This is a genomic window from Pseudomonas sp. GW460-LB5, from assembly GCF_059423245.1.
The window spans coordinates 1-22,074 of sequence record NZ_JBWKXT010000082.1; the positions used below are offsets into that span (position 1 = coordinate 1).

Annotated in this window: 21 protein-coding genes and 1 tRNA gene; 18 read left to right on the forward strand and 4 right to left on the reverse strand. The window is 61.8% G+C overall.

From position 1 onward, the window contains the following. Positions 1–159 precede the first annotated feature (159 nt). The 3 genes from AC07XM_RS28775 to AC07XM_RS28785 are packed head-to-tail and all read left to right on the forward strand — an operon-like array spanning position 160 to position 3,722. Complete coding sequence (locus tag AC07XM_RS28775; protein ID WP_023048220.1) at positions 160–819, forward strand: paraquat-inducible protein A; 660 nt, start codon at positions 160–162, stop codon at positions 817–819. Continuing rightward, entirely contained in the window at positions 806–1,429 is a 624-nt protein-coding gene (locus AC07XM_RS28780; protein WP_016484774.1) for a paraquat-inducible protein A, read from the forward strand. The genes AC07XM_RS28775 and AC07XM_RS28780 overlap by 14 nt, the downstream gene beginning before the upstream one ends. Continuing rightward, a complete protein-coding gene (locus tag AC07XM_RS28785; RefSeq protein WP_024718079.1) occupies positions 1,422–3,722 on the forward strand; it encodes a PqiB family protein in 2,301 nt (766 codons plus the stop codon). Before AC07XM_RS28780 ends, AC07XM_RS28785 begins: the two co-directional genes overlap by 8 nt. 247 nt (positions 3,723–3,969) lie before the next feature. On the opposite strand, the gene rpsT is transcribed toward AC07XM_RS28785, so the two are convergent. Beyond that, positions 3,970–4,248, reverse strand: a complete 279-nt coding sequence (rpsT, locus tag AC07XM_RS28790) for a 30S ribosomal protein S20 (RefSeq protein WP_016484776.1) — start codon at positions 4,246–4,248, stop codon at positions 3,970–3,972. 250 nt (positions 4,249–4,498) lie between these two features. On the opposite strand from rpsT, the gene murJ reads away from it, so the two are divergent. From murJ to ispH, 6 genes are all read left to right on the forward strand, one after another. Continuing rightward, a complete protein-coding gene (gene murJ, locus AC07XM_RS28795; RefSeq protein WP_016484777.1) occupies positions 4,499–6,037 on the forward strand; it encodes a murein biosynthesis integral membrane protein MurJ in 1,539 nt (512 codons plus the stop codon). 118 nt (positions 6,038–6,155) lie between these two features. Next, positions 6,156–7,106, forward strand: a complete 951-nt coding sequence (ribF, locus tag AC07XM_RS28800) for a bifunctional riboflavin kinase/FAD synthetase (protein ID WP_024718081.1) — start codon at positions 6,156–6,158, stop codon at positions 7,104–7,106. Next, positions 7,103–9,934, forward strand: coding sequence for an isoleucine--tRNA ligase (ileS, locus tag AC07XM_RS28805; protein ID WP_023048223.1), 2,832 nt, complete (start codon positions 7,103–7,105; stop codon positions 9,932–9,934). The genes ribF and ileS overlap by 4 nt, the downstream gene beginning before the upstream one ends. Continuing rightward, a complete protein-coding gene (gene lspA / locus AC07XM_RS28810; RefSeq protein WP_016484780.1) occupies positions 9,927–10,442 on the forward strand; it encodes a signal peptidase II in 516 nt (171 codons plus the stop codon). Before ileS ends, lspA begins: the two co-directional genes overlap by 8 nt. Beyond that, positions 10,435–10,872, forward strand: a complete 438-nt coding sequence (fkpB, locus tag AC07XM_RS28815) for an FKBP-type peptidyl-prolyl cis-trans isomerase (protein WP_016484781.1) — start codon at positions 10,435–10,437, stop codon at positions 10,870–10,872. Before lspA ends, fkpB begins: the two co-directional genes overlap by 8 nt. Before the next feature lie 14 nt (positions 10,873–10,886). Next, entirely contained in the window at positions 10,887–11,834 is a 948-nt protein-coding gene (gene ispH / locus AC07XM_RS28820; RefSeq protein WP_016484782.1) for a 4-hydroxy-3-methylbut-2-enyl diphosphate reductase, read from the forward strand. Positions 11,835–11,959: 125 nt separating this feature from the next. Here the strand turns inward: ispH and AC07XM_RS28825 are convergent, their stop codons facing one another. Continuing rightward, positions 11,960–12,451: a GspH/FimT family pseudopilin gene (locus tag AC07XM_RS28825; protein ID WP_016484783.1), complete on the reverse strand. Its 492-nt coding sequence runs from the start codon at positions 12,449–12,451 to the stop codon at positions 11,960–11,962. 108 nt (positions 12,452–12,559) lie between these two features. On the opposite strand from AC07XM_RS28825, the gene AC07XM_RS28830 reads away from it, so the two are divergent. From AC07XM_RS28830 to thiO, 5 genes are read left to right on the forward strand one after another with little or no spacing between them, the layout of a single operon-like run. After that, positions 12,560–12,742, forward strand: a complete 183-nt coding sequence (locus tag AC07XM_RS28830; protein WP_016484784.1) for a prepilin-type N-terminal cleavage/methylation domain-containing protein — start codon at positions 12,560–12,562, stop codon at positions 12,740–12,742. After that, the gene (locus AC07XM_RS28835) at positions 12,739–13,377 is read left to right on the forward strand and encodes a PilW family protein (RefSeq protein ID WP_102667848.1); all 639 of its coding nucleotides are present in this window, start codon (positions 12,739–12,741) and stop codon (positions 13,375–13,377) included. Before AC07XM_RS28830 ends, AC07XM_RS28835 begins: the two co-directional genes overlap by 4 nt. Then, positions 13,374–13,838: a hypothetical protein gene (locus tag AC07XM_RS28840; RefSeq protein ID WP_070086706.1), complete on the forward strand. Its 465-nt coding sequence runs from the start codon at positions 13,374–13,376 to the stop codon at positions 13,836–13,838. Before AC07XM_RS28835 ends, AC07XM_RS28840 begins: the two co-directional genes overlap by 4 nt. Position 13,839: 1 nt before the next feature. Next, complete coding sequence (locus AC07XM_RS28845) at positions 13,840–14,229, forward strand: type IV pilin protein (RefSeq protein WP_060519473.1); 390 nt, start codon at positions 13,840–13,842, stop codon at positions 14,227–14,229. A gap of 54 nt (positions 14,230–14,283) precedes the next feature. Further along, a complete protein-coding gene (gene thiO / locus AC07XM_RS28850) occupies positions 14,284–15,381 on the forward strand; it encodes a glycine oxidase ThiO (RefSeq protein ID WP_102689435.1) in 1,098 nt (365 codons plus the stop codon). A gap of 197 nt (positions 15,382–15,578) precedes the next feature. Here the strand turns inward: thiO and AC07XM_RS28855 are convergent, their stop codons facing one another. Both AC07XM_RS28855 and AC07XM_RS28860 read right to left on the reverse strand, forming a co-directional pair. Continuing rightward, entirely contained in the window at positions 15,579–15,809 is a 231-nt protein-coding gene (locus AC07XM_RS28855; RefSeq protein WP_016484789.1) for a PP0621 family protein, read from the reverse strand. A 94-nt stretch (positions 15,810–15,903) separates the two neighbouring features. Beyond that, on the reverse strand, positions 15,904–16,923 hold the full coding sequence (locus tag AC07XM_RS28860) for an outer membrane protein assembly factor BamD (protein ID WP_102689437.1): 1,020 nt from the start codon (positions 16,921–16,923) through the stop codon (positions 15,904–15,906). Positions 16,924–17,070: 147 nt separating this feature from the next. On the opposite strand from AC07XM_RS28860, the gene rluD reads away from it, so the two are divergent. The 4 genes from rluD to AC07XM_RS28880 all read left to right on the forward strand — a co-directional run bounded on the left by rluD (position 17,071) and on the right by AC07XM_RS28880 (position 22,074). Further along, positions 17,071–18,033: a 23S rRNA pseudouridine(1911/1915/1917) synthase RluD gene (gene rluD, locus AC07XM_RS28865; RefSeq protein ID WP_024718082.1), complete on the forward strand. Its 963-nt coding sequence runs from the start codon at positions 17,071–17,073 to the stop codon at positions 18,031–18,033. Continuing rightward, positions 18,030–18,770 (forward strand): peptidoglycan editing factor PgeF, encoded by a 741-nt coding sequence (gene pgeF / locus AC07XM_RS28870; protein ID WP_016484792.1) that lies wholly within the window; start codon positions 18,030–18,032, stop codon positions 18,768–18,770. Before rluD ends, pgeF begins: the two co-directional genes overlap by 4 nt. A 248-nt stretch (positions 18,771–19,018) precedes the next feature. Beyond that, on the forward strand, positions 19,019–21,583 hold the full coding sequence (gene clpB / locus AC07XM_RS28875; protein ID WP_016484793.1) for an ATP-dependent chaperone ClpB: 2,565 nt from the start codon (positions 19,019–19,021) through the stop codon (positions 21,581–21,583). A 415-nt stretch (positions 21,584–21,998) separates the two neighbouring features. Further along, positions 21,999–22,074: transfer RNA gene (locus AC07XM_RS28880), tRNA-Asn, on the forward strand.

The window sequence follows — 22,074 nt, forward strand, 5'->3', positions numbered from 1 at the left end:
CTTGTGCTGCGAAGAGGCCGGTAAGGCTAAAGATTATCTTCGGCTGCAATGGCCTCTTCGCAGCACAAGGCTGCTCCTACAGGGGTCTGTGGTAAGTCGCCTCCCACAATTTGAGCCAGAACACTAGAATAGGCCCACGCACCTTTCCAGAAGCGCCATATGCCCAACCCTGACGAACACGAAGCCTTGGCCCAATTGCCGCTGGACGAGCTTGTCGCCTGCCACGAATGCGACCTGCTGCTCCGTAAGCCTGTGCTCAAGCCCGATGAAAAAGCCCAATGCCCACGTTGCGGCTACGAGCTCTATGCCCATCGGCATAATGTAGTCAACCGGAGCCTGGCTCTGGTACTGACCGCGTTGTTACTGTTCGTACCTGCCAATTTTCTACCGATCATGCAGCTGCACCTGCTTGGCCAGACCTCGGACGATACTGTCTGGAGCGGCGTACTCGGCCTGTACAATTCGCAGATGCGTGGTGTAGCGGTGGTCGTGTTCCTCTGCAGCATGGCCATCCCCCTGGCAAAACTGCTCTGCCAGCTGGCGGTATTACTGAGTATTCGCTTGAACATGGGTCGTAACTTCGGCCTGCTGTTCTATCGCATCTATCACCACTTGCGTGACTGGGGCATGCTCGAGGTCTATTTCATGGGGGTGCTGGTGGCCATCGTCAAGCTGGTGGACCTGGCCGAACTGACCGTGGGCCTGGGGTTGTTCTGTTTTATCAGTCTGTTATTGGTCCAGGTGTGGCTTGAAGTGGTGATGTCTGCGCACCAGATCTGGAGTGCGCTATCGGGGGAGGACCTGCATGCGGGCGATTGATGCAGGCATTCTTGTCTGCAATGAATGTCATGAACTGAACAAGCAAGTGCCAGATAGCACTTCGCAGCACTGCACGCGCTGCGGCGCCATTGTGCATGCTCGCCGTCCTAACAGTATCGTGCGCACCTGGGCGCTGCTGGTTGCTGCGTCGATCCTGTACATCCCGGCCAACCTGCTCCCTATCATGACCGTGAGTACACTCGGGCAGGGCAGCCCGGACACGATCATGTCCGGCGTCATCACCCTGCTCAAGCACGGTATGGTGCCCATTGCCGCCGTGGTGTTCATTGCCAGTATCCTGGTGCCCACGTTCAAGCTGGTGGGCATTGGCTTGCTGTTGTACTCCGTTCAGCGTCACCAGCCGCTTTCGGCCCGGCAACGGATAATGATGTATCGCTTCATTGAATTCATTGGGCGCTGGTCCATGCTCGATATCTTCGTCATCGCCATTCTGGTGGCAGTGGTGAATTTCGGCCGAATCGCCAGTGTCGAAGCCAACCTGGGCGCTGTCGCCTTCGCAACTGTGGTGATCCTGACAATGCTTGCCGCTTTAACTTTCGATCCCCGACTGATTTGGGATAACACGGAGTCGGATGACGACCATGAGTGACCTGCCAACGGCTAAAACCCGCCCAGCCTCAAACTGGTCGGCCATCTGGATCCTGCCCTTGATCGCCCTGATGATCGGGGGCTGGCTCGCATGGCAGGCCTACAGCGCGGCCGGCGTGGAAATTGAAGTCCGCTTCGAGTCGGGTGAAGGTATCGTCGCCAACAAGACCGAAGTCATCTACAAGGGCATGCCGGTAGGCAAAGTGAAGAGCCTGGTACTCGATGCCGAGGGCGACAACCAGGGGGTGATCGCCACCATCGAGATGAACAAGGCCGCCGAGCCTCACCTGACCAAGGGCACACGCTTCTGGCTGGTGAAACCGAGTGTGAGTCTGGCGGGTATCACCGGCCTTGAAACCCTGGTGTCGGGTAACTACATCGCCGTCAGCCCGGGCGAGGGGGAGCGTACCAAGCGCTTTACCGCGTTGAAGGTGGCGCCGCCGCTCTCGGATTCGGAGCCAGGCCTGCATTTGACCCTCAAAGCCGAAAGGCTCGGCTCGCTCAACCGTGACAGCCCGATATTCTACAAGCAGATCCAGGTGGGTCGGGTGAAGAGCTATCGCCTGTCCGAGGACCAGAGCACCGTCGAGGTCAAGGTGTTCATCGAGCCTGCCTACGCCAGCCTGGTGCGCAAGCACACGCGTTTCTGGAACGCCAGCGGCGTCAGTATTGATGCGTCGCTGTCGGGTGTGAAGGTGCGCAGCGAGTCGCTGTCGAGCATCGTGGCCGGTGGTATCGCTTTTGCTACGCCGGAGTACCGCAAGGACAGCCCGCCCACCGATCCGAGCCTGCCGTTCCGCCTGTACGAAGACTTCGATGCAGCCCAGGCAGGTATCCGGGTCAAGGTGAAGCTGAGCGATTACGAGGGCCTGCAGGCAGGCCGCACGCCGGTCATGTACAAGGGCATCCAGGTGGGCTCGCTGAAAGCCCTGAAAATGGAAGACAACCTGTCCAGCGCATCGGCCGAACTAACGCTGGACCCGCTGACCGAAGACTACCTGGTCGAGGGCACACAGTTCTGGGTGGTCAAACCGTCCATTTCCCTTGCAGGTATCACTGGCCTGGAAGCGCTGGTCAAAGGCAACTACATCGCCATACGCCCGGGGGAGAAGGGTGAGCGGCCCGAGCGTGAGTTCGAGGCCCGCGCCAAGGCGCCGCCGCTCGACCTCAAGGCGCCGGGGCTGCACATGGTGTTGTTTGCCGATACCTTGGGGTCGCTGGAGATCGGCAGCCCGGTGATGTACCGCCAGGTCAAGGTGGGTAGCGTGCAGAGCTATCAGTTTGCGCGTAACAGCAACCGCATCCTGATCGGTGTGCATATTGAAAAGGAATACGAAAAACTGGTTAACGGTTCGTCGCGCTTCTGGAACGTCAGTGGCATCACCCTGACGGGCGGCCTCTCGGGCATCAAGATCAAGAGTGAGTCGCTGCAAACGCTGATGGCCGGCGGTATTGCGTTCGACACGCCGCGCCCGGATGTGGCGCTGAAACGCCGCATTCCACGCTTCCGCCTGCATGACAGCCAGGAGGCGGTAAACCGCGCGGGTACTTTGATCACCGTCCGTGTAGACCGTGCAGATGGCCTGAAGCCGGGTACGCCGATCCGCTTCCGTGGCCTGGATGTGGGCAGTATCGAAAGCGTTGACCTGACCAATGACTTGCAGGCAGTGCTGCTGCGGGCACGTATCACCGAAGCGGCGGACCGTATTGCCCGTGCCGGTACGCAGTTCTGGGTGGTCAAGCCGGCATTGGGCCTGGTGCGCACCGAGAACCTCGACACCCTGATCGGCGGGCAGTACCTGGAGGTACAGCCAGCAACCAAGGACCGTGGCCCTCAGCGCGATTTCATCGCTTTGGCCGATGCCCCGCAAGTGACGGGGCCGGAGGTCGGCTTGCCCTTGACCCTCAGCGCCCCGCGCCGTGGATCGATCAAGCCGGGTGTGCCAGTGACATACCGTGAGGTGGCGGTCGGCAAGGTGACAGGCTTCGAGTTGGGGCAGAGCGCTGACCGCGTGCTGATCCATATCCTCATCGAGCCACGCTATGCGGCACTGGTACGCAGTGGTAGCCGCTTCTGGAACAGCAGTGGCTTCGGTTTCGACTGGGGGCTGTTCAAGGGGGCTACGGTGCGTACCGAGTCGGTGGAAACCCTGATCGATGGCGGTATCGCTTTTGCGACGCCGGATGGCGAGCAGATGGGCAACCCGGCCCGGCCGCAGCAGACCTTTGCCTTGTTCGACAAGGCCGAGGATGAATGGCTGCAGTGGGCGCCGAAGATTCAGATAGCCAAGTAATGTAAAAGCAGGGTCGCCAACTGCGGCCCTGCTTTTTTGTGGGAGCGGCCTTGTGTCGCGAAAGGGGCGCGTAGCGGCCGCTCGGTCTCAGCGCAGAAGCTGAGATTGCCGGGGCTGCTCCGCAGCCCTTTCGCGACGCAAGGCCGCTCCTGCAGAGACCGAGCTCCACATGGAGCCGTGCCCGCAAGCATAAATCGCAGGCAACAAAAAACCGACCCTAGGGTCGGTTTTTCGAATAGCGCGTCGCTTAGGCAGCTGCAGCTTCTTTCAGCGCCTTGATGTGGCCATTCAGACGGCCTTTGTGACGAGCAGCTTTGTTCTTGTGGATGATACCTTTGTCGGCCATACGGTCGATTACAGGTACAGCCAGAACGTAAGCGGCTTGCGCTTTGTCGGCGTCTTTTGCGTCAATGGCTTTAACTACATTCTTGATGTAGGTGCGGACCATGGAACGCAGGCTGGCGTTGTGGCTGCGACGCTTCTCAGCCTGTTTTGCACGTTTCTTGGCGGAAGGTGTGTTGGCCACCGTCGAGCTCCTCGAAAGACTTTAGGTAAATAGCAAACAAAATAGGCCGCGAATCATGCCGATCAGTAGATCGATTGTCAAGGCCACCTGCAAGGTTCCGCCGAGCGGTGCGCCAACAAGAGGGAAAGATTCCTTTCTGCTGCGCGACCTGTACACTCGGGAATTTTTGGCTCCCCTGCGAAGGCGCGGGAGTATCGCACATTCGGACGCTGTCTGGCAGCGTCCTCTGCCCTTGGCGTGAATCTTTTCGATGAACCTGCTCAAATCCCTGGCTGCAGTAAGCTCGATCACCATGGTTTCCCGGGTGCTGGGCTTCGTGCGTGACACCATCCTGGCTCGCATCTTTGGCGCCGGTGTTGCCACTGACGCCTTCTTTATCGCGTTCAAATTGCCCAACCTGCTGCGGCGCATTTTCGCCGAGGGTGCGTTTTCCCAAGCCTTTGTGCCGATCCTGGCCGAGTACAAGACCCAGCAGGGCGAGGAAGCGACGCGTACCTTCATCGCCTACGTCAGCGGCCTGCTGACCCTGGTCCTCGCCCTGGTGACTGCCATCGGCATCCTGGCGGCGCCATGGGTGGTATGGGCAACAGCCCCCGGTTTTGTCGACAACGCGGAAAAGTACGAGCTGACCACCGCCCTGTTGCGGGTGACCTTTCCTTATATATTGCTGATTTCGCTTTCTTCCCTGGCCGGCGCAATCCTCAATACCTGGAACCGTTTTTCGGTACCGGCCTTCACCCCGACCCTGCTGAACGTGGCGATGATCGCCTTTGCCGTGCTGCTGACGCCGTACTTCAACCCGCCAATCATGGCCCTGGCCTGGGGTGTGCTGGCGGGTGGCCTGGCGCAGTTGTTGTACCAGCTGCCGGCATTGAAGAAAATCGGCATGCTCGTGCTGCCGCGTCTGAATCTCAAGGACGCGGGAGTGTGGCGGGTGCTGAAGCAAATGCTGCCGGCGATTCTTGGGGTATCGGTGAGCCAGATCTCGCTGATCATCAACACCATCTTTGCCTCCTTCCTGGTGGCCGGCTCGGTGTCGTGGATGTATTACGCCGACCGCCTCATGGAGCTGCCGTCGGGCGTGCTGGGCGTGGCCCTGGGCACCATCCTGCTGCCGACCCTGGCCAAGACCTACGCCAACAAGGACCGCGAGGAATACTCGCGGATCCTCGACTGGGGCCTGCGCCTGTGCTTCCTGCTGGTGCTGCCGTGCACCCTGGCGTTGGCCATTCTTGCCGAGCCGCTGACCGTTGCGCTCTTTCAATATGGCAAGTTCAGCGCGTTTGATGCGGCCATGACCCAGCGGGCGCTAATGGCCTATTCCGTAGGCTTGCTGGCGATCATTCTGGTCAAGGTACTGGCACCCGGCTTCTATGCGCAGCAGAATATCCGCACACCGGTGAAGATCGCGATTTTCACCCTGTTCTGTACCCAGCTGTTCAACCTCGCCCTGGTCGGCCCGCTTGCGCATGCCGGCCTGGCGCTGGCGATCAGTCTCGGTGCGTGCCTGAATGCCGGCTTGCTGTTCTGGAAGCTGCGCAGTCAGCAGTTGTTCGAGCCTCAGCCAGGCTGGGCAGTGTTTCTGCTCAAGCTTGTTCTGGCAGTGGCGTTGATGTCGGCGGTCCTGTTGGCGGGCATGCACTATATGCCGGCCTGGGAGCAGGGCATCATGCTTGAGCGCTTCATGAGGCTTGGCGCACTGATCCTGGCTGGTGTCGTGACGTATTTCGGCTGCCTGTACCTGTGCGGCTTCCGGCCCCGGCATTTCGCCCGCAAGGCCTTGCACTGAGGCTTCAGGTGGGTCAGGCGTCGGTTTTTCGCATTCCACGCCGCCCTTGGGCGTTGCTGCCTGTCACCGGCGCCCGGGTGTGGTTATAATCGGCCACTTTATGAGCAAGAAGCGCGTTATGCAGCTGGTTCGAGGTCTTCACAACCTGCGCCCCGAGCACCGGGGCTGTGTCGCCACCATTGGCAACTTCGACGGGGTTCACCGCGGCCACCAGGCAATCCTGGCGCGCCTGCGCGAGCGCGGCCAGGCCTTGGGCCTGCCGACCTGCGTGGTGATTTTCGAACCTCAACCACGCGAGTACTTTGCCCCCGATACCGCGCCGGCGCGCCTGGCCCGTCTGCGTGACAAGGTCGAACTGCTGGCCGCCGAGGGCATCGACCGGGTGCTGTGCCTGGCGTTCAACCAGCGCCTGAGCCAGCTCAGCGCCGACGCTTTCGTCAAGGCCATCCTGGTCGACGGCCTGGGCGTGCGTCACCTCGAAGTGGGTGATGACTTCCGCTTTGGCTGCGACCGCGCCGGCGACTTCGCCTTCCTGATCGAAGCCGGCAAGCAGTACGGCTTCACCGTCGAGGCCGCCAATACGGTGATCCAGGACGGTCTGCGCGTCAGCAGCACCGAAGTGCGCAAGGCCTTGTCCGAAGGCAATTTCGAGCTGGCCGAGCACCTGCTGGGCCGCCCGTACAGCATCACCGGCCGCGTGCTGCATGGCCAGAAGCTGGCCCGCCAGCTCGGTACACCTACCGCCAACATCCAGCTCAAGCGCCGCCGCGTGCCGCTGTCCGGGGTCTACCTGGCCAGCATCGAAATCGACGGCAAGGCCTGGCCGGGTGTGGGCAATATTGGCGTGCGTCCCACCGTTGCCGGTGATGGGCGCCCGCACCTGGAAATTCATCTTCTGGATTTTGCCGGCGACCTGTATGGCCGGCGTCTGACGGTGGAGTTCCACCACAAGCTGCGTGAAGAGCAGCGATTCGCCTCCCTGGAGGCGCTGAAGTCGGCGATCGATGCGGATATCGCCGCCGCACGTGCACATTGGCACGCTCAACCGCTAACGAAGAGCCTGAAATGACCGACTACAAAGCCACGCTTAACCTTCCGGACACCGCCTTCCCCATGAAGGCCGGCCTGCCTCAGCGCGAACCGCAGATCCTGCAGCGCTGGGACAGCATTGGCCTGTACCAGAAGCTGCGCGAAATTGGCAAGGATCGTCCCAAGTTCGTCCTGCACGACGGCCCGCCCTATGCCAACGGCAAAATTCACATCGGTCATGCGCTGAACAAAATCCTCAAGGACATGATCGTCCGCTCCAAGACCCTGGCCGGCTACGATGCACCGTATGTCCCGGGCTGGGACTGCCATGGCCTGCCGATCGAACACAAGGTCGAGGTGACCCACGGCAAGCACCTGTCTGCCGATCGCACCCGTGAGCTGTGCCGCGAGTACGCCGCCGAGCAGATCGAAGGGCAGAAGACCGAGTTCATTCGCCTGGGTGTGCTGGGTGACTGGGACAACCCCTACAAGACCATGAACTTCGCCAACGAGGCCGGTGAAATCCGCGCCCTGGCCGAGATGGTCAAGCAGGGCTTCGTGTTCAAGGGCCTCAAGCCTGTGAACTGGTGCTTCGACTGCGGTTCGGCGCTGGCGGAGGCCGAAGTCGAGTACGCCGACAAGAAATCCCAGACCATCGACGTGGCCTTCCCGGTTGCCGACGAGGCCAAGCTGGCTGCCGCCTTTGGGCTGGATGCGCTGACCAAGCCAGCCGCCATCGTGATCTGGACCACCACCCCCTGGACCATCCCGGCCAACCAGGCGCTGAACATCCACCCGGAGTTCAAGTACGCCCTGGTCGACACCGGTGAGCGTCTGCTGGTGCTGGCTGAAGAGCTGGTCGAGTCGTGCCTCAAGCGCTACAACCTGGAAGGCTCGGTCATCGCCACAGCCCAAGGTTCGGCACTGGAGCTGATCAACTTCCGGCACCCGTTCTACGACCGCCTGTCGCCAGTCTACCTGGCCGACTACGTCGAGCTGGGCGCCGGTACCGGCGTTGTGCACTCCTCGCCGGCCTACGGCGAAGACGACTTCGTCACCTGCAAGCGCTACGGCATGGTCAACGATGACATCCTCACTCCGGTGCAGAGCAATGGCGTGTATGTCGAGTCGCTGCCATTCTTCGGCGGCCAGTTCATCTGGAAGGCCAACCCGGCCATCGTCGAGAAGCTGAGCGAAGTCGGTGCGCTGATGCACACCGAAACCATCAGCCACAGCTACATGCACTGCTGGCGCCACAAGACCCCGCTGATCTACCGCGCCACCGCGCAGTGGTTCGTGGGCATGGACAAGCAGCCGAGCACCGGCGAGCCGCTGCGTGAGCGCGCCCTCAAGGCCATCGAAGAGACCAAGTTCGTGCCGGCCTGGGGCCAGGCGCGCCTGCATTCGATGATCGCCAACCGTCCGGACTGGTGCATCTCGCGTCAACGTAACTGGGGTGTGCCGATCCCGTTCTTCCTGCACAAGCAGACCGGCGAGCTGCACCCACGTACCGTCGAGCTGATGGAAGCGGTGGCCAAGCGCGTCGAGCAAGAAGGTATCGAGGCCTGGTTCAAGCTGGATGCCGTCGAACTGCTGGGTGAAGAAGCGGCTCAGTATGACAAGATCACCGATACCCTGGACGTGTGGTTCGACTCCGGCACCACCCACTGGCACGTGCTGCGTGGCTCGCACGACATCGGCCACGCCACCGGCCCCGTTGCCGACCTGTACCTGGAAGGCTCCGACCAGCACCGTGGCTGGTTCCACTCGTCGCTGCTCACCGGTTGCGCCATCGACAACCACGCGCCGTATCGCGAGCTGCTGACCCACGGTTTCACTGTGGACGAAAACGGCCGCAAGATGTCCAAGTCGCTGGGCAACACCATTGAGCCGGAGAAGGTCAACAACACCCTGGGTGCCGACATCCTGCGCCTGTGGGTTTCGGCCACCGACTATTCCGGTGAAATGGCGGTTTCCGAGCAGATCCTGCAGCGCAGCGCCGACGCCTACCGCCGTATCCGCAATACCGCACGCTTCCTGCTGTCCAACCTGTCCGGTTTCGACCCGGCCCGTGACCTGCTGGCCCCTGAAGACATGCTGGCACTGGACCGCTGGGCCGTGGACCGCACCCTGCTGCTGCAGCGCGAGCTGGAAGAGCACTACAGCGAGTACCGTTTCTGGAACGTCTACTCCAAGGTGCACAACTTCTGCGTACAGGAGCTGGGCGGCTTCTACCTCGACATCATCAAGGACCGCCAGTACACCACCGGCGCCAACAGTGTTGCCCGCCGTTCCTGCCAGACTGCGCTGTACCACATCAGCGAAGCGCTGGTGCGCTGGATTGCGCCAATCCTGGCGTTTACCGCCGACGAAATCTGGCAATACCTGCCGGGCGAGCGCAACGAGTCGGTGATGCTCAACGGCTGGTACCAGGGCCTGAGCGAGCTGCCGGAAGGCACCGAGCTGGACCGCGCCTACTGGGACCGCGTGATGGCGGTGAAGGCATCGGTCAACAAGGAGCTGGAAAACCAGCGGACCGCCAAGGTCATTGGCGGCAACCTGCAGGCCGAAGTCACCCTGTACGCCGACGAAGGCCTGAGCGCCGACCTGGGCAAGCTGGGCGACGAGCTGCGCTTCGTGCTGATCACCTCGGCCGCCAGCGTGGTGCCGTTCGTGCAGGCACCGGCAGACGCCGTGGCCACCGAAGTCGAAGGCCTCAAGCTGAAAGTGGTCAAGTCCGGCCACGCCAAGTGCGGCCGTTGCTGGCACTTCCGCGCCGACGTCGGCAACCACCCGGAGCACCCGGAAATCTGCAGCCGTTGCGTCGACAACCTGACCGGCTCGGGCGAGGTGCGTCACTATGCCTAACCCGGCAGTGGGGCGCTTCGGGCGCCTTGCATGGCTTTGGCTGAGCTTGCTGGTGCTGGTCCTCGACCAGGCCACCAAGCTGTATTTCAACAACGCCCTGACCATGTACCAGCAAATTGTGGTGATTCCTGACTACTTCAGCTGGACCCTGGCCTATAACACCGGCGCCGCTTTCAGCTTCCTTGCTGATGGCGCTGGCTGGCAGCGCTGGTTGTTCGCCCTGATCGCGGTGGTGGTCAGTGCCGTACTGGTGGTGTGGCTCAAGCGCCTGGGGCGCAACGAGACCTGGCTGGCCGTGGCGCTGGCGCTGGTGCTGGGTGGTGCCATTGGCAACCTGTACGATCGCATCGTGCTGGGCCATGTGGTCGACTTCATCCTGGTGCACTGGCAGAACCGCCATTACTTCCCGGCCTTCAACGTGGCCGACAGCGCCATCACCGTTGGTGCGGTGATGCTGGCGCTGGATATGTTCAAGAGCAAGAAGTCCGAGGATCCGGTCCATGACTGACACCCGTATCGGCCAGAACACCGAAGTCACCCTGCACTTCGCGCTGCACCTGGAAAACGGCGACACCGTCGACAGCACGTTCGACAAAGCCCCGGCCACCTTCAAGGTGGGCGATGGCAACTTGTTGCCGGGCTTCGAGAGCGCGCTGTTTGGCTTCAAGGCCGGTGACAAGCGTACTCTGGTAGTGGCCCCAGAGAACGCCTTCGGCCAGCCCAACCCGCAAAACGTGCAAGTCATGCCGCGGTCCAACTTCGAGGGCATGGAGCTGTCCGAAGGGCTGCTGATCATCTTCAACGATGCCGCCAACGCCGAGCTGCCGGGCGTGGTCAAAGCGTTCGATGACGACCAGGTGACCATCGACTTCAATCACCCACTGGCTGGCAAGACCCTGACCTTCGAGGTGGAGATCCTCGAGGTGAAGGCCCTGTAAGCCTGGAGCCGAGCATGCAAATCAAACTCGCCAACCCTCGCGGCTTCTGCGCGGGGGTCGACCGGGCGATCGAGATCGTCAACCGTGCGCTGGAAGTCTTCGGCCCGCCGATCTACGTGCGTCACGAAGTGGTGCACAACAAGTTCGTGGTGGAAGACCTGCGCAATCGCGGTGCCATCTTCGTCGAAGAGCTGGACCAGGTGCCGGACGATGTCATCGTCATCTTCAGCGCCCATGGTGTGTCCCAGGCCGTGCGCCAGGAAGCCGCTGGCCGTGGCCTGAAAGTGTTCGATGCCACCTGCCCGCTGGTCACCAAGGTGCACATCGAGGTGGCGAAGTACAGCCGTGACGGCCGAGAGTGCATTCTCATCGGCCATGAAGGGCACCCGGAAGTCGAAGGCACCATGGGCCAGTACGACGCCAGCAATGGTGGCGCCATCTACCTTGTCGAGGACGAGGAAGATGTTGCCAGATTGCAGGTGCGCGACCCTGATCACCTGGCCTTCGTAACCCAGACCACGTTGTCGATGGACGACACCAGCCGCGTCATCGACGCCCTGCGTGCGCGCTTCCCGAACATCGGTGGCCCGCGCAAGGACGATATCTGCTACGCCACCCAGAACCGCCAGGACGCCGTCAAGCAGTTGGCCGGTGAGTGCGACGTGGTGCTGGTGGTCGGCAGCCCGAACAGCTCCAACTCCAACCGCCTGCGTGAGCTGGCCGAGCGCATGGGCACCCCGGCTTACCTGATCGACGGTGCCGAGGACCTGCAGCAGGGCTGGTTTGAACAGGCAGCACGCATTGGCATAACCGCTGGCGCTTCGGCCCCCGAAGTGCTGGTGCGTGGCGTGATCGAGCAGCTCAAGGCCTGGGGCGCTACCGGCGCTGAAGAGCTGGACGGGCGTGAAGAGAACATCACCTTCTCGATGCCAAAAGAGCTGCGGGTTCGCTCGCTGATCTGACTGAAGCCTGTACTGGCCTCATCGCTGGCAAGCCAGCTCCCACAGGTACTGCACAAGCCTTGAAGGCAGTGGTATCCAGTGGGATCTGGCTTGCCGGCGATAGGGCCGGCAAGCTCGGCTCAAGGCTATGTGCTTGCACAGCGAGTATTGTTTCGGTCCTCTGCAAGCAATCTGACTCTGCCGCTCGATGCCAGCACCACTTGGTATCGGCTGCTGGCAGATGAGCGTTCACACACTTCCAGCGTTGTTCCCAACCAGCTGTTGTTCAGCGTCATTGGAACCCCCAACGCACTGAACTTGAACCGCTCCCCGCGATTGCTCGTAATCTTGAGCGGCCTCGAAAGGCGCTGCTCGCGCAACAGCTGCTGGTTATGCTCCAGCATTACCTGCCAACCGTTCCCCCAATTACCGTCCAGCGCCTGCACCAGCACCGGCTGGCTTTGCAGCATGGCGTGGCTGCGTGCGCTGCGCAGTGCCTGTGCCAAATCACGGGCAGCGGCTGCCCGGTGTAGGTCGTCGCTCATCCTGGCGTAGGCCGGCATACCGAGTTGTGTCAGCAAAACGGTCACTGCCAAGGCCGACAACATTTGTATCAGTGTTACGCCTCGTTGCTTCACCGTGCATTCCTCCGTGAAAGTGCTTGGCTATAGCTTCACGTTGGCCGGCCAAGCGGTCTAGTCGGCCAGGTTCAGGGCTGTTGCAGGAAAATTCGCAGGAGTGCAGGGATGCACACAAAGCATCGGGGCATGACGCTGCTGGAAGTGTTGTTGGCAGTCGTGGTGGTGGCCGTGGGCATGTTCGCAGCGGCAGCGATACAGTTGCAGGCATTGCAGGCTGCGGACAGCGCGCGCCGTGATGGGCAGGCGGTAATGGCGACGCACAGTGAGCGTGAACGGGGGCGTCGATGAGGCGCGCCCAAAGTGGTTTTGGTTTGCTTGAGTTGATGCTGGGGCTAGGTATCGGCTTGGTATTACTGGCGGCGGTTAGCCAGGTCTTTACATCAGCTCACCAGGCCTGGCGCCTGCAAAGTACCGCGGTGCGCATGAATGATGAGGCGCGGCAGGCATTGTTGCGCATGGCGCAGGACGTGCGCATGGCCGGAATGTTCGGCTGTATGCGCCTCAAACCTGGCGACTTCCTGGACGTGGCTGCGCAGCCTGCCTTTGCCCGGCCACTGCAGGCCGATAGGTCAAGCTTGAGCCTGGTTGTCGCCGAGCTGCCAGGGTATGCGGGCGACCCGGAGTGGACCGTGGTGACGAACTGTATCGACGAAGTGAGGGTTCATAAGCATCGAGTACAAGGCGATGAAAAGCTGATGGCTGTGCCCGTCAGTCGCCATCACTATGTGCACAGTGGCACCACGCTTTTCTTCAAGCGGGGTCACATTAATCAGCCACTGGTCGATCATGTACGGGAGCTGCGAGTGGGGTATGTACCTGGTGAGCGGGTCGATCTTCTACTCACATTGTATGAACCCAGCTTGCAGCTTGAGCAGCATCACTCGCTGAGCGTGGCACTCCGCAACCCGGTACCCGCTTCATGAGCCGCCAGCGTGGTGTGGTTCTTCTGTTGGCCCTGGTCCTGAGCATGCTGCTGGGTCTGCTTGCAGCATCTGCCCTGCGCGACGCCCTGGTGGAAACGCGAATGACGGGATACCTGAGCGATGGTCTGCGAGCGTTCGAAGAAGCCGAGGCTGCGCTGCAGGCAGGGAAACACGAACTTGAGCGGGCACCTCCTGACCCTTGTGGCGCGTGCCTGCCACCAGCCCGACCGCACGATCTGGCAGGGCAGTGGCAGGGCACCCACAACGGTTACTTCCATATACAGAACCTGGGCACGAGCACTCGCGCTGCGCACCTGCCAGACGAGCAGCTGGTTACCCTGTTCCGCATAACTGGAGTCAGCAAGCAAACCCAGTCACGGCATGTGCTGGAAGCCGTCTATGCCATGGCTGGCGACACCACCCGGCGTATCAGCTGGCGGCAAAGACTGAGAGGAGACTGACATGCAGCAAGGCTTGAGCCTGATCGAGTTGTTGATTGTGCTGGCCGTGACCGGCATTCTGGCAGCCATTGCCTACCCCAGTTACAGCGACCAGCTTCGGCGAGCCGCACGCAGCGAAGTGGTTGGCCTGCTGCATGATGCCGCCCTGCGCCTGGAGCGCCACCGCGTGCGCACCGGCCAATATGCCGAGGGTGACCCGGCCTTGCCCGACGGTACCCGCTATTACAGCCTGCAGGCCCAGCGCGACAGCGACACCTTCACGCTGCGCGCACGGCGGCTGCCCAATGGGCTGATGGCGCAGGATCGCTGTGGCGACTTCCAGCTCGATCAGGCCGGCGCGCAGCGCAATCCGGGTGCCGTTGGCGGCAGCGAGCACTGCTGGGGAAGCTGAAGGTTGAATGATGCCCAGTGCATCGCGGTTTTACTTCAGGTGTTGGATCGACAGATGAGCAAGCAAGTAGTGGTGGTCGGCGGCGGGGTGATCGGCCTGCTGACGGCGTTCAACCTGGCGGCCAAGGTCGGGCAGGTGGTGGTATGTGACCAGGGTGAGGTCGGGCGTGAGTCGTCGTGGGCCGGTGGTGGCATCGTTTCGCCGCTGTACCCTTGGCGCTACAGCCCGGCTGTGACCGCCCTGGCGCACTGGTCGCAGGACTATTATCCGCAGCTGGGCGAGCGTTTGTTCGCCAGCACCGGTGTCGATCCCGAAGTGCACACCACGGGACTGTACTGGCTCGACCTGGATGACGAAGCCGAAGCGCTGGCCTGGGCCGAGCGTGAGCAGCGGCCGCTGAGTGCCGTGGATATCACGGTGGCCTACGACGCAGTGCGGGTGCTGGGCCCGGGTTTCAAGCGCGCGATCTACATGGCTGGCGTGGCCAACGTGCGCAACCCGCGCCTGGTGAAATCGCTGAAGGCGGCGCTGTTGGCGCTGCCCAACGTCACCTTGCGCGAAAATTGCCAGATCACCGGCTTCGTTCAGCAGGGCGGGCGCGTGACCGGGGTGCAGACCGCTGAAGGTGTGCTGGCGGCGGATGAGGTGGTGCTCAGTGCCGGGGCCTGGAGTGGCGACCTGTTGCGTACCCTGGGCCTTGAGCTGCCGGTAGAGCCGGTGAAGGGCCAGATGATCCTGTTTAAATGCGCTGAGGACTTTTTGCCGAGCATGGTGCTGGCCAAGGGGCGCTATGCGATCCCGCGGCGGGATGGGCACATTCTGGTGGGTAGCACGCTGGAGCATGCCGGGTATGACAAGACCCCGACCGAAGATGCGCTGGAAAGCCTGAAGGCATCGGCGGTGGAGTTGCTGCCTGGGCTCGAAGGGGCCACGGTGGTGGGGCACTGGGCCGGGCTGCGGCCAGGCTCGCCAGAGGGCATTCCCTACATTGGGCCGGTGCCAGGGCACGAGGGGTTGTGGCTGAACTGCGGGCACTATCGCAACGGGTTGGTGCTGGCGCCAGCGTCGTGCCAGTTGTTTAGCGACTTGCTGACCGGTGCCGAGCCAATCATCGACCCGGCGCCGTATGCACCGGCAACGCGGTTGGGCTGAGGGCTTCTGCGGTCAAGCACAGCCCTTGAAGACCATGAAAACCCTGTGGAAGCGGGGTTTTCCCGCGAACACCGGCGAGGCCGGTGTCAGGCACCGCGTGGCCCCATTCGCGGGGCAAGCCCGCCCCCACAGTGAACACTGTTTTCTGCGTGACAGCGCAGCCCAAGGGGCTGGGCAATCTTCTACAGGTGTTGTGTTCAGCCCTGTCGGCCAGGCCCCTGTTGCAGGTGCGCCTGGCTGCAATACCACTCTTTGCCCTGCTGCAGCGCCCGGTCGTTGGGCAGGTGTACGCCGCAATGGGCGCAGCGCACCATCTGCAGTGGCGCATCCAGTTTCGCCTCGGGGTGCGACTGTTGGCTGACTTTGAACTTGCGCCACAGCCAGAACGCGGCGGCGATCAGGGCGATCCAGAAAAGTAGGCGAACCATGGTGTCCAGCTTGTCGGTTGAAGAAGCTGACAGTCTAGGATGCGGCTAATAAAAAAGGGAGGCCCAAGGCCTCCCTTTCATGTACCGCTGTGTATCAGTCGAACAGACCAAAGGTCATGTAGCTGAACCAGGAGCGGTCTTTTTCTGCTTGTTTCGGGCCTTCCGGCACGATCGGGTCGCCGTTTTCGTCTTTCGGCAGCAGCTCTTGCGGCATCTCGTCACGCGCGTCCTGGAACTGCTTGACCACGTCCTGGTTCGCGCGGGTTTCGCCCGGCGGCAGCGGCGTCTCGGTTTCGATCAGGCCCAGGGTGGCCTTGGACAGCCAGCCGCGCCCGTCAGACTCGGTCTGCTTGGGCTGGAACTCGCCATCGGCCAGGCTCGGGTGGTCAGGGTAGTTGAGCTTGAGGGTTTCCAGGCTGCTGGCGGCCAGTTCGTCCAGGTGCATCTTCTGGTACGACTCGACCATTACTGCCAAGCCGTCGCCGACCGATGGGGTTTCCTGGAAGTTTTCTACCACGTAGCGGCCACGGTTGGCGGCGGCCACATAAGCCTGGCGGCTCAGGTAGTAGTCGGCCACGTGGATTTCATACGAAGCCAGCAGGTTGCGCAGGTAGATCATGCGCTGCTTGGCGTCGGGCGAGTAGCGGCTGTTGGGGAAGCGGCTGGTCAGCTGGGCGAACTCGTTGTACGAGTCGCGGGCGGCACCCGGGTCACGCTTGGTCATGTCCAGCGGCAGGAAACGGGCCAGCAGGCCACGGTCCTGGTCGAACGAGGTCAGACCTTTCAGGTAGTAGGCGTAGTCGACGTTCGGGTGCTGCGGGTGCAGACGAATGAAGCGCTCGGCGGCCGACTTGGCAGCCTCGGGCTCGGAGTTCTTGTAGTTGGCGTAGATCAGCTCGAGCTGCGCCTGATCGGCATAGCGGCCGAACGGGTAGCGCGATTCCAGGGCCTTGAGCTTGTTTACGGCGCTGGTGTAGCTGGAGTTGTCCAGATCAGCTTGCGCCTGCTGGTACAGCTCGGCTTCGCTGAGGTTCTCGTCAATGACCTCTTTATTAGAGGAACAGGCCGCGGTAAGCCCGAGGATGGCGATCAGCAGCAGGTGTTTCACTTGCATGGCGGCTTGCGTCCCTTTGACGGCCGCTGTCTTGGGCGGTGCCGTCCTGTTATGATGAGCGCCCCGGCCAACCCCGGGACAAAAGAAGCCGTATTTAACCACAAGCTCGCAGCCGAAACCAAAGGCTGTGCGCCCGCCGAATCGAGCATGTCCGAGATCATTCAACTTAGCGCAGAGGTACCGTCCGAACTGGGCGGCCAACGCCTCGACCAGGTCGCCGCCCAATTGTTCGCTGAGTACTCGCGTTCGCGGCTTACTTCGTGGATCAAAGAGGGCCGCCTGACGGTCGATGGCGCCGTTGTGCGCCCTCGAGACACCGTCTATGGTGGCTCGCTGCTAGCACTGCAGGCCGAACAAGAGGCCCAGGGCGAGTGGATCCCAGAAGATATCGAACTGGATATCGTCTACGAAGACGACCATATCATGGTAATCAACAAGCCTGCCGGGCTGGTCGTGCATCCGGCTGCCGGTCATGCCAGTGGTACGTTGCTCAATGCGCTGCTGCACCACGTGCCAGACATCGTCAATGTACCGCGCGCCGGCATCGTTCACCGGCTGGATAAAGACACCACCGGCTTGATGGTGGTGGCCAAGACCTTGCAGGCGCAGACCAGGCTGGTCGAGCAGATGCAGGCGCGCAAGGTCAGCCGCATTTATGAATGCATCGTGATCGGCGTGGTCACTTCCGGTGGCAAGATCGATGCCCCGATCGGCCGCCACGGCGGCATGCGCCAGCGCATGGCAGTCACCGACGGCGGCAAGCCGGCGGTCAGCCACTACCGCGTGCTCAAGCGCTTCCGCTCGCACACCCACGTGCGGGTCAAGCTGGAAACCGGCCGTACTCACCAGATTCGTGTGCACATGGCCCATGTTGGTTTCCCGCTGGTCGGCGACCAGACGTACGGTGGGCGCTTCCGCATTCCGCCGGCTGCCAGCCCAACCATGGTCGAGGCGGTCAAGACCTTCCCGCGCCAGGCGCTGCACGCGCGTTTCCTGGCCTTGGCCCACCCGATTACCGGTGAAATCATGAAGTGGGAATCGCCACTGCCCGATGATTTCGTGTGGTTGCTGTCGCTGCTCAACCAGGACCGCGAGAGCTTTATCGGATGAGTGGCCTGACGCAGTCGCTGTTGTTTCCCGACTGGCCCGCCCCGGCCTCGGTTCGCGCCTGTGTCACCACCCGTCAGGGCGGCATCAGCCTGCCGCCCTACGAAACTTTCAACCTTGGCGACCACGTAGGGGATGACCCTGCTGCCGTTGCCGAGAACCGCCGCCGCCTGAGCGACGCGTTCGCCATCCGCCCTGCCTGGCTGAAGCAGGTGCATGGGCTGGTGGTGGCGGATGCCGACCCTGCCGTGGTGGCCGAAGCCGACGCCAGCTGGACCGACCAGCCTGGTATTGCCTGTACCGTGATGACCGCCGATTGCCTGCCCGCGCTTTTCTGCGACCGGGCCGGTACTCGCGTGGCGGCGGCGCATGCTGGCTGGCGCGGGTTGGCGGGCGGCGTGCTGGAAGCCACCCTGGACCGCCTGGCACTGCCGCCTGAAGAAGTGCTGGTGTGGCTGGGGCCAGCCATTGGCCCACAGGCTTTCGAAGTGGGGCTGGAAGTGCGTGATGCCTTTACCGCCGTGCACCCGCAAGCTGCTCGGGCATTCGTCGAGGGCGAACGGCCAGGCAAGCTGATGGCGGATATCTACGAGCTGGCGCGCATTCGTCTGGCTGCCCGTGGCGTAACTGCCGTGTATGGCGGCGGCCTGTGCACGGTCAGTGATGCGCGGTTCTTCTCCTATCGCCGTACCCCGCAGGGTGGGCGCTTCGCATCACTGGTGTGGCTGCAACCCCGCTAGCCTGTACTGGCCTCTTCGCGGGCTCGCCCGCTCCCACAGGAATCCACACCTTTTGAAACTGTTGGTGTACCTGTGGGAGCGGGCATGCCCGCGAATGGCCACCGTTAATTCAACAGGTTGACTTCGGTCAACCCCGCTACGCTTGAATCTTCCAGAATCAGCCTTATCTATAAGTTCATCTCAGGCAGGTTTCTTCATAAACAGGCGCTGTCCATCGCTCCGACCTGCCCTTTAAAGGAAGGTACACCATGCGAATAGACCGTTTGACCAGCAAGCTGCAACTCGCAATATCCGATGCTCAATCCCTGGCCGTTGGCATGGACCACCCAGCCATCGAGCCCGTGCACCTGATGCAGGCACTGCTCGAACAGCAGGGCGGTTCGATCAAGCCGCTGCTGATGCAGGTTGGCTTCGACATCAACAGCCTGCGCCAGGCGCTGGTGAAAGAACTCGACCAGCTACCAAAAATCCAGAACCCGACCGGCGACGTGAACATGTCGCAGGACCTGGCGCGCCTGCTCAACCAGGCCGACCGCCTGGCCCAGCAGAAAGGCGACCAGTTCATTTCCAGCGAACTGGTGCTGCTGGCCGCCATGGACGAGAACAGCAAGCTCGGCAAGCTGCTGCTGAGCCAGGGCGTGAGCAAAAAGGCTCTGGAAAATGCCATCAACAACCTGCGCGGTGGTGCCGCAGTCAATGACGCCAACGCCGAAGAGTCGCGCCAGGCGCTGGACAAGTACACCGTCGACCTGACCAAGCGCGCCGAAGAAGGCAAGCTGGACCCGGTAATCGGCCGTGACGATGAAATCCGCCGTACCGTGCAGGTGCTGCAACGCCGTACCAAGAACAACCCGGTGCTGATCGGTGAGCCTGGTGTGGGTAAAACCGCCATCGCCGAAGGCCTGGCCCAGCGCATCATCAATGGTGAAGTGCCTGACGGCCTCAAGGGCAAGCGCCTGCTGGCGCTGGACATGGGGGCGCTGATTGCCGGTGCCAAATACCGTGGCGAGTTCGAAGAGCGCCTGAAATCCCTGCTGAACGAGCTGTCCAAGCAGGAAGGCCAGATCATCCTGTTCATCGACGAACTGCACACCATGGTCGGCGCCGGCAAAGGCGAGGGCGCCATGGACGCGGGCAACATGCTCAAGCCTGCCTTGGCCCGTGGCGAATTGCACTGCGTCGGTGCCACCACGCTGAACGAGTACCGCCAGTTCATCGAGAAGGACGCCGCCCTGGAGCGCCGCTTCCAGAAGGTGCTGGTGGAGGAGCCGAGCGAGGAAGATACCATCGCTATCCTGCGTGGTCTGAAAGAGCGCTATGAAGTGCACCACAAAGTGGCCATCACCGACGGTGCCATTATCGCTGCGGCCAAGCTCAGCCACCGCTACATCACCGACCGCCAGCTGCCGGACAAGGCTATTGACCTGATCGACGAAGCGGCCAGCCGTATCCGCATGGAGATCGACTCCAAGCCGGAAGTGCTCGATCGCCTTGATCGCCGCCTGATCCAGCTGAAGGTGGAATCGCAGGCGCTGAAGAAGGAAGAAGACGAAGCCGCGAAAAAACGCCTTGAGAAGCTGACCGAAGAAATCGAGCGGCTGGAGCGTGAATATTCCGACCTGGAAGAAATCTGGGCATCGGAGAAGGCGGAAGTGCAGGGCTCGGCGCAGATCCAGCAAAAGATCGAGCAGGCCCGCCAAGAGCTGGAAGCCGCCCGTCGTAAAGGCGACCTGAGCCGCATGGCCGAGCTGCAGTACGGGGTGATCCCCGACTTGGAGCGCAGCCTGCAGATGGTCGACCAGCACGGCAAGACCGAGAACCAGTTGCTGCGCAACAAGGTGACCGAGGAAGAAATTGCCGAGGTGGTGTCGAAGTGGACCGGTATTCCCGTGTCGAAGATGCTCGAAGGTGAGCGCGATAAGCTGCTGAAAATGGAAGCATTGCTGCACCAGCGTGTGATTGGCCAGGACGAAGCGGTGACCGCCGTCGCCAACGCAGTACGTCGCTCGCGTGCGGGGCTGTCTGACCCGAGCCGGCCAAGCGGTTCGTTCCTGTTCCTTGGCCCCACCGGTGTGGGCAAGACCGAGCTGTGCAAGGCGCTGGCCGAGTTCCTGTTCGACACCGAAGAGGCGATGGTACGCATCGACATGTCCGAGTTCATGGAGAAACACTCCGTGGCTCGCCTGATCGGTGCACCACCAGGGTATGTAGGGTATGAAGAGGGCGGTTACCTGACCGAGGCCGTACGGCGCAAGCCATACTCGGTGGTGCTGCTGGATGAGGTGGAGAAAGCCCACCCGGATGTGTTCAACGTGCTGCTGCAGGTGCTGGAAGACGGCCGCCTGACCGACAGCCACGGGCGCACCGTGGACTTCCGCAACACGGTGATCGTGATGACTTCCAACCTGGGCTCGGCGCAGATCCAGGAACTGGTAGGCGACCGCGAGGCACAGCGTGCGGCGGTGATGGATGCAGTGGGCGCGCACTTCCGTCCGGAGTTCATCAACCGTATCGACGAAGTGGTGGTGTTCGAGCCACTGGGCCGCGAGCAGATTGCCGGCATTACCGAGATCCAGCTGGGCCGCCTGCGCAGCCGTCTGCTGGAGCGCGAACTGTCGCTGAGCCTGAGCCCGGAGGCGTTGGACAAGCTGATTGCCGTGGGTTACGACCCGGTGTACGGCGCACGGCCGCTGAAGCGGGCTATCCAGCGCTGGATCGAAAACCCGCTGGCGCAGCTGATCCTGGCAGGCCAGTTTGTGCCGGGTACGTCGATTACCGCCACGGTGGAAGGCGACGAAATCGTCTTTGGCTAATGCGTTGCACCATGAGCCCCGCTTCTGCGGGGCTTTTTTTTGCTTTCCCACACCGCTGTGGGGCCCCTGTGGGAGCGGGTTTACCCGCGAAGAGGCCGGTGCAGCCCAGTAAAACCGGGGCTTTCGGGGAATTCAGGTTAACTTGCTGAAATTTTTGAAATTTTTGCTTGCATCAAGATTCGGGTGACCCTAATATACGCCGCGTTGTCAGGCACTAAGCGAATCACCAGCAACATCGGTGACCGCAAAACAACTTACAAATCAGTAAGTTGAATGAAAAAAAGTGGTTGACAAGCAAAACGAAGAATGTAGAATAGCCGGCCTCAGCAGCGACAAAGCGAAAGCTAAGAAGCTAAAGAGTCCGAAGCGAACACAGTCTTCGGAGTAGTAATCGGTAGTTGTACCGAAATTTAGTTCCGCGATAGCTCAGTCGGTAGAGCAAATGACTGTTAATCATTGGGTCCCTGGTTCGAGTCCAGGTCGCGGAGCCA